We start from the raw sequence: 16,794 nt of genomic DNA, 5'->3' as shown, positions 1-16,794 counted from the left end.
ACGGGTTCAACGGGCGGTCTCCTTCTCATAGGCCGAGACCACTTCCTCGGTGGGCCCGTCCATCATCAGCTCACCGCGTTCCAGCCACAGCACCCGGTTGCAGGTATCCCTGATGGAGCGGTTGTTATGACTGACCAGGAACACCGTGCCCGCCTGCTCGCGCAGTTGGCGCACCCGTTCCTCCGAGCGCTTCTGAAACGCCCGGTCACCGGTGGCCAGCGCCTCGTCGATCATCAGGACGTCATGGTCCTTGGCGGCGGCGATGGAAAACCGCAGCCGGGCCGCCATGCCCGAGGAGTACGTCCGCATCGGCAGGGTGATGAAGTCACCCTTCTCATTGATCCCGGAGAAGTCCACGATCTCCTGGTAGCGGGCGCGGACCTGCTCCCGGGACATGCCCATCGCCAGACCGCCCAGCAGGACGTTCTTCTCGCCGGTGAGGTCGTTCATCATCGCCGCGTTGACACCCAGCAGCGAGGGCTGGCCATCGGTGTAGACCTTGCCGCGCTCGGTGGGCAGCAGCCCCGCGATCGCCTTCAACAGCGTTGATTTCCCGGACCCATTGGAGCCGATCAGACCGATCGCCTCGCCCCGGTAGGCGGTGAAGCTCACACCCTTGACGGCATGCACCTCACGGACGCCCGCACCCGGCTTGCGGCGGATGATGCGGTTGAGGGCGGCGGTGGCACTGCCCCGCCCGGTACTGCCACCATGCACCCGGTAGACGATGTGCACATCGTCCGCGATCACGGTGGGAATGCGCTCGTTCTGCTTCTGCTCAGCCACGGCCGTACTGCTCCTCAGCCTTCCAGAAGTAGACGAAACCGCCGATGCCCAGGACGACCGCCCAGCCAATGGCCAGCAGCCAGACATGCTGGGGCAGCGGAGCACCCTTTATATGGCCCATGAGGCAGTAACGCATCAGGTCGATATAGACGGCGGCGGGGTTGGCGCTGACCAGGTCCACCACCGTGGACGAGGCATGCATCCGCTTGAGGTTGTTGATCAGCGGATACATCACGCCGGACAGATACATCCAGGTGCGCAGGATAAAGGGCAGCAGCTGTGCCAGGTCGGGGGTTTTGCTGCCCAGGCGGGCCAGCACCATGGCCAGTCCGGTGTTGAAGAGGAACTGGCAGACCAGCACGGGCACGATCATCAGCCAGGACAGCCTGGGCATATGGCCGCAGCCGACCACGATGGCCAGCAGCACCACCATGGAGTACAGCAGCTGCTGGAGCTGCTGGAGGGCGAAGGAGACCGGCAGCGCCGCCCGCGGGAAGTGCAGCGCGCGCACCAGTCCGAGGTTGCCGGAGATCGCCCGGACGCCGGCCATGGCCGAGCTCTGGGTGAAGGTGAAGACAAACACCCCGGTCACCAGGAAGGGGATGAACGCCTTGGGGGTGCCGTCACCGACATGGCGCTTGCTGTCCATCAGCAGGCCGAAGATGAGGTAGTACACGGCCGCGTTCAGCAGCGGGGTGGCCACCTGCCAGAGCTGGCCGAGCTTGGCCTGGCTGTACTGAGCGGTCAGCTTGGCCCGGGAGAAGGCCAGGATGAAGTGCCGCCGGGCCCACAACTGCCGGGCGTAATCCGGCAGCGAAGGCCGGGCGCCGCTGACCGACAGGCCGTATTTCCCGGCCAGTTCGGCGGCCGACAGGCCACCGTCGGGTGAGGGCGGGGCACTCACCACGACCGCACTGTCGTGCGTTGTCTCGCTCACAGTTGACACTTTCGTCTTCTCAGCACGCGGACCGCGCCCGCAAGGGGCGCGGACACGAGCTTGTCAGATCACGGGCGGGCGACCCAGTCGGGTCAGGCGCCAAACGGTACGCCACTTCATCGGACGCCGTGGACCGCACGGCGTCGTCCAGCCCTCCTTGAAACCGCCGAACCAGGCGCGCAGCGCCGGCAGCGAGGGCCGCCGGGCCAGCGTCAGCAGCAGCCAGACCCCCACATACACGGGGACCAGCGGTGCGGGGAGGTTGCGGCGGGCCAGCCAGACCCGGTTACGGGCGACCATGCGGTGGTAGACCGCGTGCCGGCTGGGGGCGGTGGTGGGGTGGTACAGCACCAGGTCGGCGCGGTAGTCGATCATCCACCCGGCGTCCAGCGCCCGCCAGGCCAGGTCGGTCTCCTCATGGGCGTAGAAGAACTCGTCCGGCAGGCCGCCGACCTCGGCGAAGACCCGGGTGCGCACCGCGTTGGCACCGCCCAGGAAGGTGGTGACCCGGGAGGAGCGCATCGGGTCGGAGGCCCGCAGCCGCGGCACATGGCGGCGCTGGGTGACTCCGGTGTCGGGGTCGGCGATCCGGAAGCTGATGATGCCCAGTTCCGGGTCGTCGGCGAAGGCCGCGCGGCACAGCTCGGCGGTGTCCTGGCCGGGCAGCAGCCCGTCGTCGTCCAGGAACAGCAGGATGTCCACCTCGCGGCCGGCCGGGCCGAAGGCCTCGATGCCCACATTGCGGCCGGCCGGGATGCCCACGTTCTCGGGCAGTTCCACGGTCCGTACGGCCAGGCCGGGCACATTGAGCTCGGGCAGCGGGGAGCCATTGCCGACCACGGCGACCTCGATGGGGTCGCCGGTCTGCTTGGCCACCGACTCCAGCAGGGCGCGCAGTTCCTCGGGGCGGTTGCCCATGGTCAGCACGACGGCGCCGACCTTCAGCGCGGGGGCGCTCATCGCAGCCTGCTGGAGACGAGGATGGACACCAGGTGCAGCAGCGTCTGGAGCAGGGCGATACCCGCCAGCACGGCGGTGCCGAGCCGGGTGAAGAACAGGTCGCCCCGGGCGGCGTCCAGGACCGCCAGGAGCAGGATCAGCAGGGATGCCTCGATGCCCAGGATCAGCCGGTGGAACTTCAGGGCCGCGGCGGCCTTGCGGGCCAGCGCCATGCCGGAGGAGCGGGGCTCGGACGCGGCCTCCTTGACCGGCGGCAGGCCCTGCTGGTGGCGGGCGACGCCCACCAGGTCGGTCTCGGCCTTGATCAGCACGGCGCCGAGCGCGGCGAGGGTGCCCAGGAAGGCCCACAGCCAGTTGATCCGGCCGCCGCCCCACAGGTCGGCGGCGCGCAGGCCCAGGCCGACCAGGACCGCGGCGTCGCACAGATAGGCGCCGACCCGGTCCAGGTACACCCCGGACATGGAGTACTGCTTCTTCCAGCGGGCGATCTCGCCATCGACGCAGTCCAGCAGCAGATAGAGCTGGACCATGACCACGCCGAGCACGGCGCCGGGGATCCCCGGCACCAGCAGCGCCGGGGCCGCGAGGACACCGGCGACGGTCATCAGATAGGTGAGCTGGTTGGGCGTGACCCTGGTGTTCACCAGGTGCCGGTCCACCCGCAGCGAGATCTCCCGCATGTACAGGCGACCCGCCCAGTGCTCACCGCTGCGCCGGTCCTTCACGCCCAAGGGGTGGACGACCGGGCGGAGTTCAGCGACTGACGGTTTCTGCATAGTCGGCGTATGCGTCCCTGATCTGGTCGGTGGAGAGGTCGAGGTGCTCCAGGATGGTGTACCGCCCCGGGCGCGTCTGCGGCGCGAACTCCACGGCGCGGACGAACTCGTCCTCGGTGAAGCCCATGTCCTCGGCGAGGACCGGGAGTTGGTGCCGTCGCAGCACCTCGACCATGCGGGCGGACTCCTCGCGGGCGCCCCGCAGGTGCATCGCGAAGGCGGCACCCAGGCCGCACTGTTCGCCATGGGGCGCGGCCCGCTTGGGGTAGAGCAGGTCGAAGGCGTGGTTGATCTCATGGCAGGCGCCGGAGGCCGGGCGGCTGTCACCGGCGACGGACATGGAGATGCCGGTGAGCACCAGTCCCTCGGCGAGCACCTGGAGGAAGCTGTCGTCGCCGACCCCGCCGGGGTGGCGCAGCACGGCCTCGCCGGCCTGGCGGGCCATGGCGGCGGCCAGTCCGTCGATGGCCTCTCCGGTGACCCGGTTGGACAGCTCCCAGTCGGCGACCGAGGAGATGTTGGAGATGGCGTCGCCGATGCCGGAGCGGATGTAGCGCACCGGTGCCTGGCGGATCACATCGAGGTCGATGACCACGGCGATCGGGTTGGGCACGCCATAGGAGCCGCGGCCGGCGTCATTGTCCAGGGTGGCCACCGGGGAGCACAGGCCGTCGTGCGAGAGGTTGGTGGCCACGGCGACCAGGGGCTTGCCGATGCGCGCGGCGGCGAACTTCGCACAGTCGATGATCTTGCCGCCGCCCAGGCCCACCACGGCGTCGTAGTGGCCGGACTTCATGGCGTCGGCCAGCCGGATGGCGTCGTCCAGGGTGCCGCCGCCCACCTCGTACCAGGAGGCGCCGGGCAGCGCCGGGGCGAGCCGCTCGCGCAGCACCGCCCCGGAGCCGCCGCTGATGGCGATGGCCAGCTTGCCGGAGCTGGAGATCCGCTGGTCGGCGAGGACGCCGGCCAGGTCGTTCAGGGCTCCGGCCCGGATATCGACGACGACCGGCGAGGGGATGAGCCTCGTCAGTACTGGCACGCGATCTCCCGGCCCTTGGCGAGGTCGTCGTGGTTGTCGATCTCGACCCACTTGACGTCGCCGATCGGCGCGGTGTCGATCTTGAAGCCGCGGTTGACCAGCTCCTGGTAGCCGTCCTCGTAGTAGAGGTCGGGGTCCTTCTCGAAGGTGGCCTTGAGGGCGTCGGCCAGCTCGGCGGCGGCCTCCGGCTCGATCAGGGTGACACCGATGTACTCACCGGTGGCGGTGGCCGGGTCCATCAGCTTGGTGATCTTCTGGACGCCCTTGTCGCCGTCCACGATGACCTTCATCTCCTCGTCGGCCAGGTTCTTCACCGTGTCCAGGGCGAGGATGATCTTCTGGCCGTTGCCGCGGGCGGCGAGCAGAGTCTGCTCGACGGAGACCGGGTGGACGGTGTCGCCGTTGGCCAGGATCACACCGCGGCCGAGCACCTCACGGGCGCACCACAGGGAGTAGGCGTTGTTCCACTCCTCGGCCTTGTCGTTGTCGATCAGGGTGAGCTTGAGGCCGTACTTCTCCTCCAGCGCCGCCTGGCGGGCGTAGACGGCCTCCTTGCGGTAGCCGACGACGATCGCGACCTCGGTCAGGCCGACCTCCGCGAAGTTGGCCAGGGTGAGGTCGAGGACGGTGGTGTCGCCGTCCACGGGCACCAGGGCCTTGGGCAGGGTGTCGGTGTAGGGGCGCAGACGGCGTCCGGCGCCTGCTGCCAGCACGAGGCCGATCATGCGGGTTCTCCTGTTTCGTCGTGTACTGCGGGTGCCCCGGAGGACACCCAGAAGCGGATGCTCTCGCTGAGCACCGCCAGCGCGATGGCGGCCGCCAGGACCGTCAGCGCGATCGTGAAGCCTTGCCCCGGCCACAGGACGGCGGCGATGGTCACCGCCAGGACCCGTCCCTCGTGCCCGCCGATCGCCCGCACCAGCCAGTGCGGGGGCGCGCCGGTGCCACCGCGGATGCGGTACACCGTGTCGTAGTGATGGTAGGCGACCGCGGCCACCAGGCCGAATGCGGCGGGGAGCGCACCGGGGGCGGAAGAGTGCGCGGCCAGCGCCAGGACCAGGCAGTATTCCCCGGCGCGCAGCACCGGTGGGAGAAGCCAGTCCAGGGCGCCCTTGAGCGGCCGGGCAACGGCCAGGCCGGTGAGCACGGTGTAGGCCAGGGCCTGGGCGATGCCCTGCCAGGTGGCGCCGTTGTGGGCGAGGACCGGTCCGGCGAGCAGCACGGCCGCGCCGAGCAGCGCCAGCAGCGGGGCGGTGTACGGGCCGGCGGGCACGGCCCGGCCGAGCGTGGCCCGTACGCCCTCGGCCAGCGGCCCGGAGTCGGAGAGGTCGTACAGCGCCCGGGCGGCGCGGTCGGTGCGGCGGGCCTTGCGAGTGACGGAGCGCAGCACCCGGCCGGCGGTGGTGTAGCAGGCGGCGAAGGCGCAGCCGGCCAGCAGGACGAGGAAGACGATGCGGGGGGTGGTGAGAGCGGTGAGCACCGCTATCAGCGCCCAGCGCTCCCCGATCGGCAGGATGATCATGCGGCGGGCCCAGACCGTCCAGCCGACGCTGTCCAGCTTCCCGGAGAGGGCGGCGGTGGGGCTGGTGTTGGCGGTGGCGTCGTGGTTGGCCTCGTTGAAGGCGAAGTCCACCACATGCCGGCAGGTCTGCAGCACCATGGCGCCCAGGGCCAGGGCCCAGACGTCGTCGCCGCCGCGGGCCGCGCCCAGGGCCAGGCCCGCGTAGTAGGCGTATTCCTTGGCGCGGTCGAAGGTGGCGTCCAGCCAGGCGCCCAGGGTGGAGTACTGCAGTGAGTAGCGGGCCAGCTGGCCGTCGGTGCAGTCCAGCACAAAGGAGGCGATCAGCAGCACTCCGGCGGCGATGAAGCCGGGCCGGGTGCCGGTGGCCGCGCAGCCGGCCGCGATCAGCGCGGTGAGCAGCGAGGCGGTGGTCACCTGATTGGGTGTCAGGCCGCGGCGGGCGCACCAGCGGGCCAGATAGCGGGAGTAGGGGCTGATGCAGAAGGTGGTGAAGAAGCCGTCGCGGGACTTCACCGCGCTGCGCAGCCGCAGCGCCTCGTCGTCGATGGCAGCCACATTGCCCATGGCCTTGGCCCGGGCCTCGGCGTCGGCCGGCACCTCGGCGACCAGCACGCCCAGCTCGGGGCGGTGCACCGCGGTGCCGGCCGCTTCCAGCCGGGTGGCCAGCAGGTCGGGTGCCGTCTCGCCGTCGGCCGCCGCTCCGGCCAGCGCGGCGCGTGCCTCCGGCCGGGCGGTGAGGGCACCCGCCACGGCCGCCACCGGGTAGCGGGGGTCGGTCAGCGCCAGGCGCAGTGCGTGCGGGTGGCCCACAAAGCGGGGGTCCACCAGCGCCACCCGCTCCCCGGCCGGGACGGCCGCCAGCATGGTGGCCGCCTCGGCGGCGTCGGCCGCCGTGCGCACATCAAAGCCCAGGGACCGCAGGTCGCCCTCCAGGGACGAGCCGGCGGGCGGCAAACCGGTGAGGATGGCGATCGACAGACGAACTCACTCCTTGGGGAAGCGGACGGCGGCCGCCTCGGTCCAGCGGGATGTCCGGGCAGCGGGCGCTGGCACGCGGTAACCCGGTCCCGGGCAGGCGTGCGGCACGTCGGCAGAGGCTATCGGATCACCGGGAGCCGGTGGTCACCGCGGCCGCCCGCCACCGACAGGACGATCGGGCGGCACCGGGAGTTCCGCCGCCGTGCTGACTTCTCGTCCGCCCGCCCCGCTGGTCTAGGGTGCCGTCATGACCTGGCTGATCACCGGCGGTGCCGGATACATCGGAGCGCATGTGGCGCGGTCCATGCTGGAGGCCGGCGAGCGGGTGGCCGTACTGGACGACCTCTCCAGCGGCCTGCCCGGCCGGCTGCCCGGGGATGTGCCGCTGGTGCACGGCTCGGTGCTGGACCGTCCGGTGCTGGACCGGGCCTTCGCCGAGCTGGGTGTGACCGGGGTGGTGCATCTGGCGGCCAAGAAGCAGGTCGGTGAGTCGGTGGAGCAGCCGCTGCGCTACTACCGGGAGAACCTGCACGGCCTGACCGTGCTGCTGGAGGCCGTGGTGGCGGCCGGGATCCCCAGTTTTGTCTTCTCCTCCTCGGCGGCCGTCTACGGGATGCCGGATGTGGAGCTGGTCACCGAGGAGACGCCCTGCGTCCCCATCAACCCCTATGGGCAGACCAAGCTGGCCGGGGAGTGGCTGGTGCGGGCGACGGGGGCCGCGTACGGCATCTCCACCGCCTGTCTGCGCTATTTCAATGTGGCCGGGGCGGCCCGGCCGGAGCTGGCCGACACCGGTGTGTTCAACATCATCCCGATGATGTTCGACCGGATCACCCGCGGCGAGCGGCCGAAGATCTTCGGGGATGACTACGACACCCCGGACGGCACCTGCATCCGTGACTACATCCATATCGAGGACCTGGCCACCGCCCACCTGGCCGCGGCCCGCCGGCTGGCCGAACGTCCGGGCGGCGGCGACCTCACCCTCAATGTGGGCACCGGGCGGGGGGTGTCGGTGCGCGAGATGGCGGATCTGATCGCCGAGGTCACCGGCCGCGGTGATCTGACGCCCGAGGTGGAACCGCGCCGCCCCGGCGATCCGGCCCGGGTGGTGGCCGCCAACCGGCGGATCGGCGAGGAACTGGGCTGGCGGCCGGTGCACGATGTGCGCAGCATGGTCACCTCGGCCTGGGAGGGCTGGTGCCTGCACCGCCCGCAGGCGGTCGCCGGGCGGCCGTAGCCGACCCGGGCCGCGGCGGCGCGAGCCAGGGAGGACGGCATGGGTGCAGGTCATGACCACGGCCATGCGCATGGCGGGCCCCCGCCGGCCGCGGGCACCACGGCGGCGGCCGCCTACCGGGGACGGCTGCGGATCACCCTGGGCATCACCCTGACCGTGCTGGTGGCGGAGGTGGTGGGCAGCGCGCTCACCGGCTCGCTGGCGCTGCTGGCGGACGCCGGGCATATGGCCACCGACGCGGTGGGGGTCTCCATGGCGCTGGTGGCCATCCACTTCGCCAACCGCCCGGCGAGCGGGCGGCGCACCTATGGCTATGCCCGCGCCGAGATCCTGGCGGCCCTGCTCAACTGTCTGCTGCTGCTGGGCGTGGGCGGCTTCATCCTGCTGGAGGCGATCCAGCGGTTCGCCGAGCCGACCGCGGTGCCCGGCGGGCTCACGGTGGCCTTCGGCCTGGTGGGCGTGGTGGCCAATCTGATCTCCCTGGGGCTGCTGATGCGCGGCCAGCGGGAGAGCCTCAATGTGCGCGGGGCGTTTCTGGAGGTGCTCTCGGATGCGCTGGGCTCGCTGGCGGTGGTCCTCTCCGCCCTGGTGATCATGGCCACCGGCTGGACCCGGGCCGACCCGGCGGCCTCGTTGCTGATCGCCCTGATGATCGTGCCGCGTACCCTGCGGCTGCTGCGGGAGGCGCTGGACGTGCTGCTGGAGGCCGCGCCGCGGAATGTGGACCTGGACCAGGTACGGGCGCATATGACCGCCCTGCCGGGGGTGGTGGACGTCCATGACCTGCATGTGTGGACGATCACCTCCGGGATGCCGGTGCTGTCCGCGCATGTGGTGGTCCAGGCGGAGGCGCTGGACGCGGCGGGGCACGAGAAGATGCTGCACGACCTCCAGGACTGCCTGGGCGAGCATTTCGACGTGGAGCACTGCACCTTCCAGCTGGAGCCCGGGGGGCATGCCGCGCATGAGGCGCGGTTGTGCCACTGACGCGGTGGGCAGCCTCCATCGGCCGTCCGGCGTGGCGGGAAAGTCCGGGTACGGCAGACTGGAAGGTCGAAGTCCGACACCGAGGATGGTCAATGCCGATCACATCAGCCGAGGGCCGCACCACCGAGTCGAGCACCGCCCCCTCCGCCGACAACACCGAACCGATCATGCTGGAGCTGGTGGACGAGAGCGGCAGAACCATCGGTACGGCCGAGAAGGTCTCCGCGCACCTCGCCCCCGGCCGGCTGCACCGCGCCTTCTCGGTCTTCCTCTTCGACGAGGCCGGGCGGCTGCTGCTGCAGCGGCGGGCGCTGGGGAAGTACCACTCCCCCGGTGTCTGGTCCAACACCTGCTGCGGCCACCCCTATCCCGGGGAGCCGCCGTTTGTCGCGGCCGCCCGCCGCACCGGCGAGGAGCTGGGCGTGGCGCCCGCGCTGCTGCGCGAGGCCGGGACGGTGCGCTACAACCACCCCGACCCGCTGTCCGGCCTGGTGGAGCAGGAGTACAACCACCTGTTCGTGGGCACCGTGCGGGCGGCGCCGGCCCCGGATCCGGCGGAGGTGGAGGAGACCGCCTTTGTCACCCCCGCCCAGCTGGACGAGCTGCGGGAGCGGGCGCGGTTCTCGGCCTGGTTCATGACCGTGCTGGACACCGCGCGTCCGGCGATCCGGGAGGTCACCGGGGCGTCGGCCGGCTGGTGAGGGCCGGGCGGGGCGGGGGCACCGGCAGCGTGGCCCAGACCACCTTGCCGCCGCCCGGGGTGCACTCCACGTCGCAGGCGCCGCCCGCCTCCGCCACGATGGCCTGGACCAGCAGCAGCCCCCGGCCGCCGATCCGCTCCTCGTCGGCCGCCAGCTGCCGGGGGCGGCAGGGGTGGTCGTCGGCCACCGCCACCCGGATCCAGGCCGGGCCGATGGACACCTCCACGGCCACCTCGGGGGAGAGCAGGGCGGCGTGCTGCACGGCGTTGGTGACCAGTTCGGAGACAATCAGCAGCAGCCCGTCCAGCCGGTCCCGGGTCAGCGGCACGCCCTGACGGGCCATCAGGTCCTGTACCTCGTGCCGGGCCCGGGGCACCGAGGAGGGGAGCGCGGGGGCGGTGAGGCGCCAGGTGGCTCGGTAGCCGGGGCGGGCGGCCGGTTCGCAGGGCGGGGCCTGCCCCGGTTCCGGGGGAACGCTCCCGAGGATCTCCATGTCCGATACCAACCCCTCACCGTGGCTCCACCGCACAACCGAAGTCTTGGGAAGGTTGAACCCGGTACCGGGCAGCTGACCAGAAGTCGCCTGCTATCGACGTGATTTGATCGCGTGCGTATGCCGCAGTCACTCTCGCGACTGTTCCTGGCTGCGTTGATCGCCTTTCGCCGAGCGATCCGGAACTGGGTTCTCCGGCAACCCGTCGTCGGCGGGGCCGGACCGGGCCCGGATAGCATCCGGCACATGGAGCCCGCACAGCCCGCACTGCACCTGGACATCAGCGACACCACGGCCACCATCCGTATCGCCAATCCAGCGCGGCGGAACGCGATGACGGAACGGATGTGGCGGGAGCTGCCCCGGCTGCTGCGGCGCTGCGCGGACGATCCGGGGGTACGGGTGCTGGTGCTCACCGGCGAGGGCGACACCTTCTGCGCCGGTGCCGATATCTCGGGCATGAGGGAGGACGGCGGCGACGCCTCGCGGCGGCTGGCGGCCGAGGCGGAAGAGGCGCTGGCAGCCTTCCCCAAGCCGGTGCTGGCCGTGGTGCGGGGGCACTGTGTGGGCGGCGGCTGCCAGCTGGCGGTCGCCTCTGACCTGCGCTTCGCGGCCGAGGACGCCTCCTTCGGCGTCACCCCGGCCCGGCTGGGCATCGTCTACCCGGCCTCCTCCACCCGCCGGCTGGCCGGACTGGTGGGCCCCGCCACGGCCAAGTACCTCCTGTTCTCGGCCGAGTTGATCGACGCTCAGCGGGCGCTGCGGACGGGCCTGGTGGACGAGGTGTGGCCCGCGTCCGAACTGGACGGCCGGGTGGCGGAGTTCGCCCGTACCCTGGCGTCGCGCTCTTTGCTGACCCAGGCAGCGGCGAAGGAGTTCGTCGGAGCGGGTGCGGGGGCAGTGGCGGACGAGCGCGTGGCGCACTGGGCGCGGTGCGCGCGGCGGAGTGGCGAGGCGGTGGAAGGGGTTGCCGCTTTCCTGGAGCGGCGGGTACCGCGCTTCGGCTGGCGGGGCTGAGCGGTTGGCCGCGGGCCGTGAGGGGTGCTCGCGCCCACGCAGCAGAGCCGCATATCACTGCCGCTCCGCGCTCCTCATGGGGCGTCCTACCGCCTGCCGCGCAGGCGGCGCCACTCACGCCCACCAGTTCGGCCCGGGGCCTTCCCTGGCGAGCTCGCGCCGTACGGCAGTTGGGGATCACACTTCATTTATCAACTGGATCAACTGCGCCGTGCGGTCCGTCAGGTGCCCGGACAAGGTGAGCCCCAGGCCGATGCCGTCCCCCATCACCCCGCAACCTCCAGGACTGCCCACGCCGCCAACTCGCCGATACCGTGCGGCATATGACCACTTTCGCCACCGGCCCCAGCCGGCCATGCTTCTCCGTCCTCAACCGTTCCTGGTGACTGAGCGGGAGGGGGTCCTGTTGCCAGGCCCGGGCTCAGCCGTGTGCCCCGAACGGTGTTGGGCGCACTGGTCTCCCGCTTTCGCGCTCGCGTCCGGGCAGGCGGATCGTGTCCGTTGTCCGGGAATGGAGGGGCGGGTTTCCTCACGCCCTGGGGTGCCCGGTCGGGCCTGGACGGTCCGATGCCCCGCACGATCTCTCCGGTCATGCGGGGGCGGTGCCGTCCGTCGCCGGATCGGATGCCCCAGGGCGCGTCTTGCGATGGCCACGGCTGCCGCGTCGTGGCGGGTGGTCTTTCTGCTGTTGTGGGTGAGGGGTTGTTGCCAGTGCTGGGCGCCCCACTTGCTGGTGTAGCCCGGGTCCACGGCGACGATGGTGATGCCGAGTTCAGCGGCCATGCTGACCAGCCGGGCGCGCACTCTGCTCACGGGCATGCCGGAGATCAGGTTCCGGAACCGCTTGCGTCCGCCGTGTTTCTCCCGGGTCTTGTCCGCTGCGAAGTCCAGGTCTTCGATCGCGATGGCCACCCCGCACCGCCTGGCCCAGTGCACCAGGCGGGTCAGGGCGTGACGGATCTGCGCATCGCGGTGGGCGGCGCTGCCGGAGAGGCCGAAGAAGAACCGGCGCGGCTCACCCATGGGGTTGCCGTGGGTATCGAGGCGCCAGGCGGCCAGGTGGTCGGCGTTGGTGTCCACACCGATCAGCCCACCGGCACGGACCTGTGCCAGTGGGACGGTCTTGAGTGGTGGGGTGGTCCAGGTTGCGGTGAAGTACCAGCGTTGGCGCTGGGTGTCTTCGTGGATGCGGTAGGCCACCGCCCGGTTGCCGGTGACGCGGTCGGCCCACTCCTCGCCCCGGTGATGGAAGGCCACCGTGCCGGTGAGCACATACCGGCCGTGCCGGGCATTGGCCAAGTGCGCCGGCGGAGCGGGCAGTTTGAGCGATACCTCACCGCCCGGGGTGACGCGGATGGTCTCGTTGCCGAACGGTTTACCGCCTTCGCCGTCGGCCTGGAGGAAACGGCGCCCAGCCGCCCAGCGCCGACGCCACTCATCCTCGGTGAGCTGCGCGGCGGCCAGGTGGTGCCGGGTATGGAGCAGGCGTGCACTGCCGCGCGTGACGCGCACACGCCCGGCTTGCCGGTCGGCCCGCTCAGCGGCCAGCCGGTCCTCAAGCACGCCCAGACGCCGCCTCTTGGCGAACCACTCCTGCCTGGAGCGGTAGCCGCCCGGAGCCCTCTTCGTCCCCCTCTCACCCACGCCGAGGGAGAGCCGGTGCGTGAGGGTACGGATACCCGCTTCGAGGCTGTGGATGTGGGCGAGCTGGGCGCGCCGGGACAGTGCCCACTGGTCGTGGGTGGCCTTGGTGATGCTCCCGGCCCGGCGGGAGGACGGCTCCCCGGTCAGGTCCGCTTGCGCTCCGCCCACCGATGGCTGTCGTGCTCAACACCGGCCGCACAGCGAGCCTTGAGATCCCGCCCGGCCAGCGCACCCAGATGGCCACCGGCCAGCCGCAACACCCTCTCATCCCCGGGCGTGAGCTGCTTCAGCCGCGCACGGATAGCAACACCACCCGGCCCAGGGGCAACGAACGGCGCAACGATCGACCGCACAACCGCCCTCCCACAGCCACCCCACCCGCAGACCAACACCAGCCAACCTACCCACACCCACCGACACACCACCCCCCATGTGAAACATAAGGGCTTCGAGGACTTCCAGGCCGGCTATCTGGCCTCGCGCAGCGCCGCCATGGGCCGCGTCGGTCCGGGCGTGGTGACCGCGGCCTTCCACAACTTCAGCCATGAGCTGGTGGCCCGGCATCTGCCCGCGGTCTGGGACACCGCCGACCCGCAGCGGGTACTGGACGCCCGGCTGCGCGCGGTGGACGCCACCCTGCGCCGGCTGCCGGGCGAAAAGACCCTGGAATCCGCTGAGTTGGCCGAGTCGGCCGAGCTGGCGCTGCGCGCCGCCGAGGGCTGTGGGCGGGCGGTCCGCCCGGTGTACGCCGCACATGCCGATCTGCCGATACCCCGGGCCCCGCATCTGGCCCTGTGGCATGCCGCCACCCTGCTGCGCGAGCACCGCGGCGACGGGCATATGGCGCTGCTGGCCGCCTCCGGGCTGGACCCGGTGGAGTCGCTGGTCAGCCACTCCGCCACCGGCCAGGGCATGTCGGACAAATGGCTGCTGATCACCCGGGGTTGGAGCCAGGAGGAGCTGACCGCCGCCCGCCGCCGGCTCACCGAGCGCGGGCTGCTGGACGAGCGGGGCGCGCTCACCGAGGCGGGCACCGCGCTGCGGGACCACCTGGAGGCGGAGACCGACCGGCTGGACGCCGCTCCCTATGAACACCTGGGCGCGGCAGGGGTGGCCCGGCTCACCGAGCTGGCCAAGGGCTTCACCGCGGCCCTGGTGCAGGCCGGCGGCTTCCCCGCCGACCTGCTCTCCGGCGCCGCCGGCAAGGGCTCCGGCGGCCCGGCCGCCCACTCCGGCCGGAACTGAGCCGGGCCCCCGGGCGGCTCCTTCGGCGCTGTCGGCGGCACCTGCCACAATGCAGATCACGGCTGGAACAGAATGCGGAGCGTGATCGTGACGGCTACAGGAGCGTCGGTCGAAAGCAGGATCGCCGAGGAGCTCGGCGTACAGGAACGGCAGGTGCGGGCCGCCGTCGAATTGCTCGACGGGGGCGCCACCGTGCCGTTTGTCGCGCGCTACCGCAAGGAGGCGACCGGCGCCCTGGACGACGCGCAGCTGCGCACCCTTGAGGAGCGGCTGCGCTATCTGCGGGAGCTGGAGGAGCGGCGCACGGCCGTGCTGGAGTCGGTGCGCTCCCAGGGCAAGCTGGACGCGGCCCTGGAGGCGCAGATCCGCGCGGCCGACTCCAAGGCCCGCCTGGAGGACATCTATCTGCCCTTCAAGCCCAAGCGGCGCACCAAGGCGCAGATCGCCCGGGAGGCCGGCCTTGAGCCGCTGGCCGACGGGCTGCTGGCCGACCCCACCGTGGAGCCGTCCGCCGCGGCGGCGGCCTTCGCGGACCCGGACAAGGGCGTCGCCGACGCGGCGGCCGCCCTGGAGGGCGCCCGGGCCATCCTCACCGAGCGCTTCGGCGAGGACGCCGACCTCATCGGCGAGCTGCGCGAGCGGATGTGGACCCGGGGCCGGCTGGCCGCGAAGGTGCGCGAGGGCAAGGAGGAGGCCGGCGCCAAGTTCGCCGACTACTTCGACTTCGCCGAGCCCTTCACCGCCCTGCCCTCGCACCGGGTGCTGGCCATGCTGCGCGGTGAGAAGGAGGAGGTCCTCGACCTCACCCTGGAGCCGGAGGGTCCGGACGCGCCCGAGGGTCCCAGCGGTTACGAGGCCGCCATCGCCCGGCGCTTCGGCATCGCCGACCGGGGCCGCCCGGCCGACAAGTGGCTCGTGGACACGGTCCGTTGGGCCTGGCGCACCCGCATCCTGGTGCATCTGGGCATCGATCTGCGGCTGCGGCTGCGCCAGGCCGCCGAGGACGAGGCGGTGCGGGTCTTCGCCGCCAATCTGCGCGATCTGCTGCTCGCCGCCCCGGCGGGCACCCGCGCCACCATGGGCCTGGACCCGGGCTTCCGTACCGGGGTGAAGGTCGCGGTGGTGGACGCCACCGGCAAGGTGGCCGCCACCGAGACCATTTACCCGCATGTCCCGCAGAACAAGTGGGACGCCTCACTGGCGACCCTGGCTCGGCTGGCCCGGGAGCACTCGGTGGAGCTGATCGCCATCGGCAATGGCACCGCCTCCCGGGAGACGGACAAGCTGGCCGCCGATCTGATCGCCCGCCACCCGGAGTTGAAGCTGACCAAGGTGATGGTCTCCGAGGCCGGTGCCTCGGTGTACTCCGCCTCCGCCTACGCCTCCCGGGAACTGCCGGAGATGGATGTGTCCTTGCGCGGCGCGGTCTCCATCGCCCGCCGCCTCCAGGACCCGCTGGCCGAACTGGTCAAGATCGACCCCAAGTCGATCGGCGTCGGCCAGTACCAGCACGACCTGTCCGAGGTGAAGCTGTCCCGCTCGCTGGATGCGGTGGTCGAGGACTGCGTCAACGGCGTCGGCGTGGACGTCAACACCGCCTCGGTACCGCTGCTTTCCCGGGTGTCCGGCATCGGTGCCGGTCTGGCCGAGAACATCGTCGCCCACCGCGACGCCAACGGCCCCTTCCGCTCCCGCAAGGCGCTCAAGGACGTCTCCCGGCTGGGCCCCAAGGCATACGAGCAGTGCGCGGGCTTCCTGCGCATCCGGGGCGGGGACGATCCGCTGGACGCCTCGGCCGTGCACCCGGAGTCCTATCCGGTGGTACGGGCCATGGCCAAGGCCGCGGGCGGGGCCTCGCTGGTCGGCAACACGGCCGTGCTGCGCTCGCTGCGCCCCGAGGACTTCGTCACCGACTCCGTCGGCCTGCCCACGGTCACCGACATCCTGCGCGAGCTGGAGAAGCCGGGCCGTGACCCGCGCCCGGCCTTCAGGACCGCCACCTTCAAGGAGGGCGTGGAGAAGATCGGCGATCTCACGCCCGGGATGCTGCTGGAGGGCGTGGTCACCAATGTCGCCGCCTTCGGCGCCTTTGTGGACATCGGCGTCCACCAGGACGGCCTGGTCCATGTCTCGGCGATGTCCAGGAACTTCGTCAAGGACCCACGGGATGTGGTGAAGCCGGGCGACATTGTGCGGGTGAAGGTCCTGGAGGTGGACGTCCCCCGCAAGCGGATCTCCCTCACCCTCCGCCTGGACGACGAGGCTTCGCCCTCCCGGGAACGCCAGGAGCGGGCGCCGCGCCGCGGCGCGGCCCCCCGCCAGCGCCGCCCCCGCGAGACCCAGGCCCCGCGCCCCGCCAACGACGCCATGGCGGACGCCCTGCGCCGGGCGGGGTTGCTCTAACCGACCGGCCGGGCGCCGCCAACGGCGCCCGGCCACCCACGGGAGAGCTCGGCCAACTCGGATGAG

The 16,794-nt window shown here is 71.5% G+C and carries 14 protein-coding genes and 1 pseudogene; 6 read left to right on the top strand and 9 right to left on the bottom strand.

Going from position 1 to position 16,794, the window contains the following annotated elements; genetic code table 11:
* Positions 1-6: 6 nt before the first annotated feature.
* The 7 genes from CV755_RS10305 to CV755_RS10275 form a co-directional block, all read right to left on the bottom strand.
* Complete coding sequence (locus CV755_RS10305) at positions 7-786, bottom strand: ABC transporter ATP-binding protein (RefSeq protein ID WP_109279872.1); 780 nt, start codon at positions 784-786, stop codon at positions 7-9.
* Entirely contained in the window at positions 779-1,723 is a 945-nt protein-coding gene (locus CV755_RS10300; protein WP_109279871.1) for an ABC transporter permease, read from the bottom strand. Before CV755_RS10300 ends, CV755_RS10305 begins: the two co-directional genes overlap by 8 nt.
* A gap of 63 nt (positions 1,724-1,786) precedes the next feature.
* Positions 1,787-2,683: a glycosyltransferase family 2 protein gene (locus CV755_RS10295; RefSeq protein WP_109279870.1), complete on the bottom strand. Its 897-nt coding sequence runs from the start codon at positions 2,681-2,683 to the stop codon at positions 1,787-1,789.
* Positions 2,680-3,459 carry a CDP-alcohol phosphatidyltransferase family protein gene (locus CV755_RS10290; protein ID WP_109279869.1) on the bottom strand — a complete coding sequence of 260 codons (780 nt, stop codon included), beginning with the start codon at positions 3,457-3,459 and terminating at the stop codon, positions 2,680-2,682. Before CV755_RS10290 ends, CV755_RS10295 begins: the two co-directional genes overlap by 4 nt.
* Positions 3,437-4,498: an iron-containing alcohol dehydrogenase family protein gene (locus CV755_RS10285; RefSeq protein ID WP_109279868.1), complete on the bottom strand. Its 1,062-nt coding sequence runs from the start codon at positions 4,496-4,498 to the stop codon at positions 3,437-3,439. Before CV755_RS10285 ends, CV755_RS10290 begins: the two co-directional genes overlap by 23 nt.
* A complete protein-coding gene (locus tag CV755_RS10280) occupies positions 4,486-5,223 on the bottom strand; it encodes a phosphocholine cytidylyltransferase family protein (protein ID WP_109279867.1) in 738 nt (245 codons plus the stop codon). The genes CV755_RS10285 and CV755_RS10280 overlap by 13 nt, the downstream gene beginning before the upstream one ends.
* Positions 5,220-6,998 (bottom strand): DUF5941 domain-containing protein, encoded by a 1,779-nt coding sequence (locus CV755_RS10275; protein ID WP_109279866.1) that lies wholly within the window; start codon positions 6,996-6,998, stop codon positions 5,220-5,222. Before CV755_RS10275 ends, CV755_RS10280 begins: the two co-directional genes overlap by 4 nt.
* Positions 6,999-7,245: 247 nt before the next feature.
* Between CV755_RS10275 and galE the strand changes: the two genes are divergently transcribed.
* The 3 genes from galE (at position 7,246) to idi (ending at position 9,926) form a co-directional block, all read left to right on the top strand.
* Positions 7,246-8,238: a UDP-glucose 4-epimerase GalE gene (gene galE / locus CV755_RS10270; protein WP_109279865.1), complete on the top strand. Its 993-nt coding sequence runs from the start codon at positions 7,246-7,248 to the stop codon at positions 8,236-8,238.
* 39 nt (positions 8,239-8,277) lie between these two features.
* A complete protein-coding gene (locus CV755_RS10265) occupies positions 8,278-9,225 on the top strand; it encodes a cation diffusion facilitator family transporter (protein ID WP_109279864.1) in 948 nt (315 codons plus the stop codon).
* A gap of 92 nt (positions 9,226-9,317) precedes the next feature.
* The gene (gene idi / locus CV755_RS10260) at positions 9,318-9,926 is read left to right on the top strand and encodes an isopentenyl-diphosphate Delta-isomerase (protein ID WP_109279863.1); all 609 of its coding nucleotides are present in this window, start codon (positions 9,318-9,320) and stop codon (positions 9,924-9,926) included.
* Here idi and CV755_RS10255 read toward each other — a convergent pair.
* On the bottom strand, positions 9,901-10,419 hold the full coding sequence (locus CV755_RS10255; protein ID WP_109279862.1) for an ATP-binding protein: 519 nt from the start codon (positions 10,417-10,419) through the stop codon (positions 9,901-9,903). The genes idi and CV755_RS10255 overlap by 26 nt on opposite strands.
* A gap of 246 nt (positions 10,420-10,665) precedes the next feature.
* On the opposite strand from CV755_RS10255, the gene CV755_RS10250 reads away from it, so the two are divergent.
* Positions 10,666-11,436, top strand: coding sequence for an enoyl-CoA hydratase/isomerase family protein (locus CV755_RS10250; protein WP_109279861.1), 771 nt, complete (start codon positions 10,666-10,668; stop codon positions 11,434-11,436).
* Between the two features lie 385 nt (positions 11,437-11,821).
* Here CV755_RS10250 and CV755_RS10245 read toward each other — a convergent pair.
* Positions 11,822-13,433: pseudogene (locus CV755_RS10245) on the bottom strand (IS200/IS605 family accessory protein TnpB-related protein); the annotation flags it as partial.
* Between CV755_RS10245 and CV755_RS10240 the strand changes: the two are divergent.
* A complete protein-coding gene (locus CV755_RS10240) occupies positions 13,423-14,325 on the top strand; it encodes an SCO6745 family protein (RefSeq protein ID WP_422070532.1) in 903 nt (300 codons plus the stop codon). The pseudogene CV755_RS10245 and the gene CV755_RS10240 sit on opposite strands and share 11 nt — an antisense overlap.
* Before the next feature lie 81 nt (positions 14,326-14,406).
* Entirely contained in the window at positions 14,407-16,728 is a 2,322-nt protein-coding gene (locus CV755_RS10235) for a Tex family protein (protein ID WP_422070531.1), read from the top strand.
* Positions 16,729-16,794 lie beyond the last annotated feature (66 nt).

The sequence above is a fragment of the Streptomyces orinoci genome (genome assembly GCF_003121295.1).
In the GTDB taxonomy this organism is placed as follows: domain Bacteria; phylum Actinomycetota; class Actinomycetes; order Streptomycetales; family Streptomycetaceae; genus Streptomyces; species Streptomyces orinoci.
The sequence above is the reverse complement of the archived record's forward strand: the minus strand, read 5'-3'. Positions and strand labels throughout refer to the sequence as shown.

Coding starts and splice junctions, on each gene's coding strand:
- CV755_RS10295 (WP_109279870.1), bottom strand. CDS start 2,683: ATGAGCGCCCCCGCGCTGAAGGTCGGCGCCGTCGTGCTGACCATGGGC.
- CV755_RS10290 (WP_109279869.1), bottom strand. CDS start 3,459: ATGCAGAAACCGTCAGTCGCTGAACTCCGCCCGGTCGTCCACCCCTTG.
- CV755_RS10280 (WP_109279867.1), bottom strand. CDS start 5,223: ATGATCGGCCTCGTGCTGGCAGCAGGCGCCGGACGCCGTCTGCGCCCC.
- galE (WP_109279865.1), top strand. CDS start 7,246: ATGACCTGGCTGATCACCGGCGGTGCCGGATACATCGGAGCGCATGTG.
- CV755_RS10265 (WP_109279864.1), top strand. CDS start 8,278: ATGGGTGCAGGTCATGACCACGGCCATGCGCATGGCGGGCCCCCGCCG.
- idi (WP_109279863.1), top strand. CDS start 9,318: ATGCCGATCACATCAGCCGAGGGCCGCACCACCGAGTCGAGCACCGCC.
- CV755_RS10255 (WP_109279862.1), bottom strand. CDS start 10,419: ATGGAGATCCTCGGGAGCGTTCCCCCGGAACCGGGGCAGGCCCCGCCC.
- CV755_RS10250 (WP_109279861.1), top strand. CDS start 10,666: ATGGAGCCCGCACAGCCCGCACTGCACCTGGACATCAGCGACACCACG.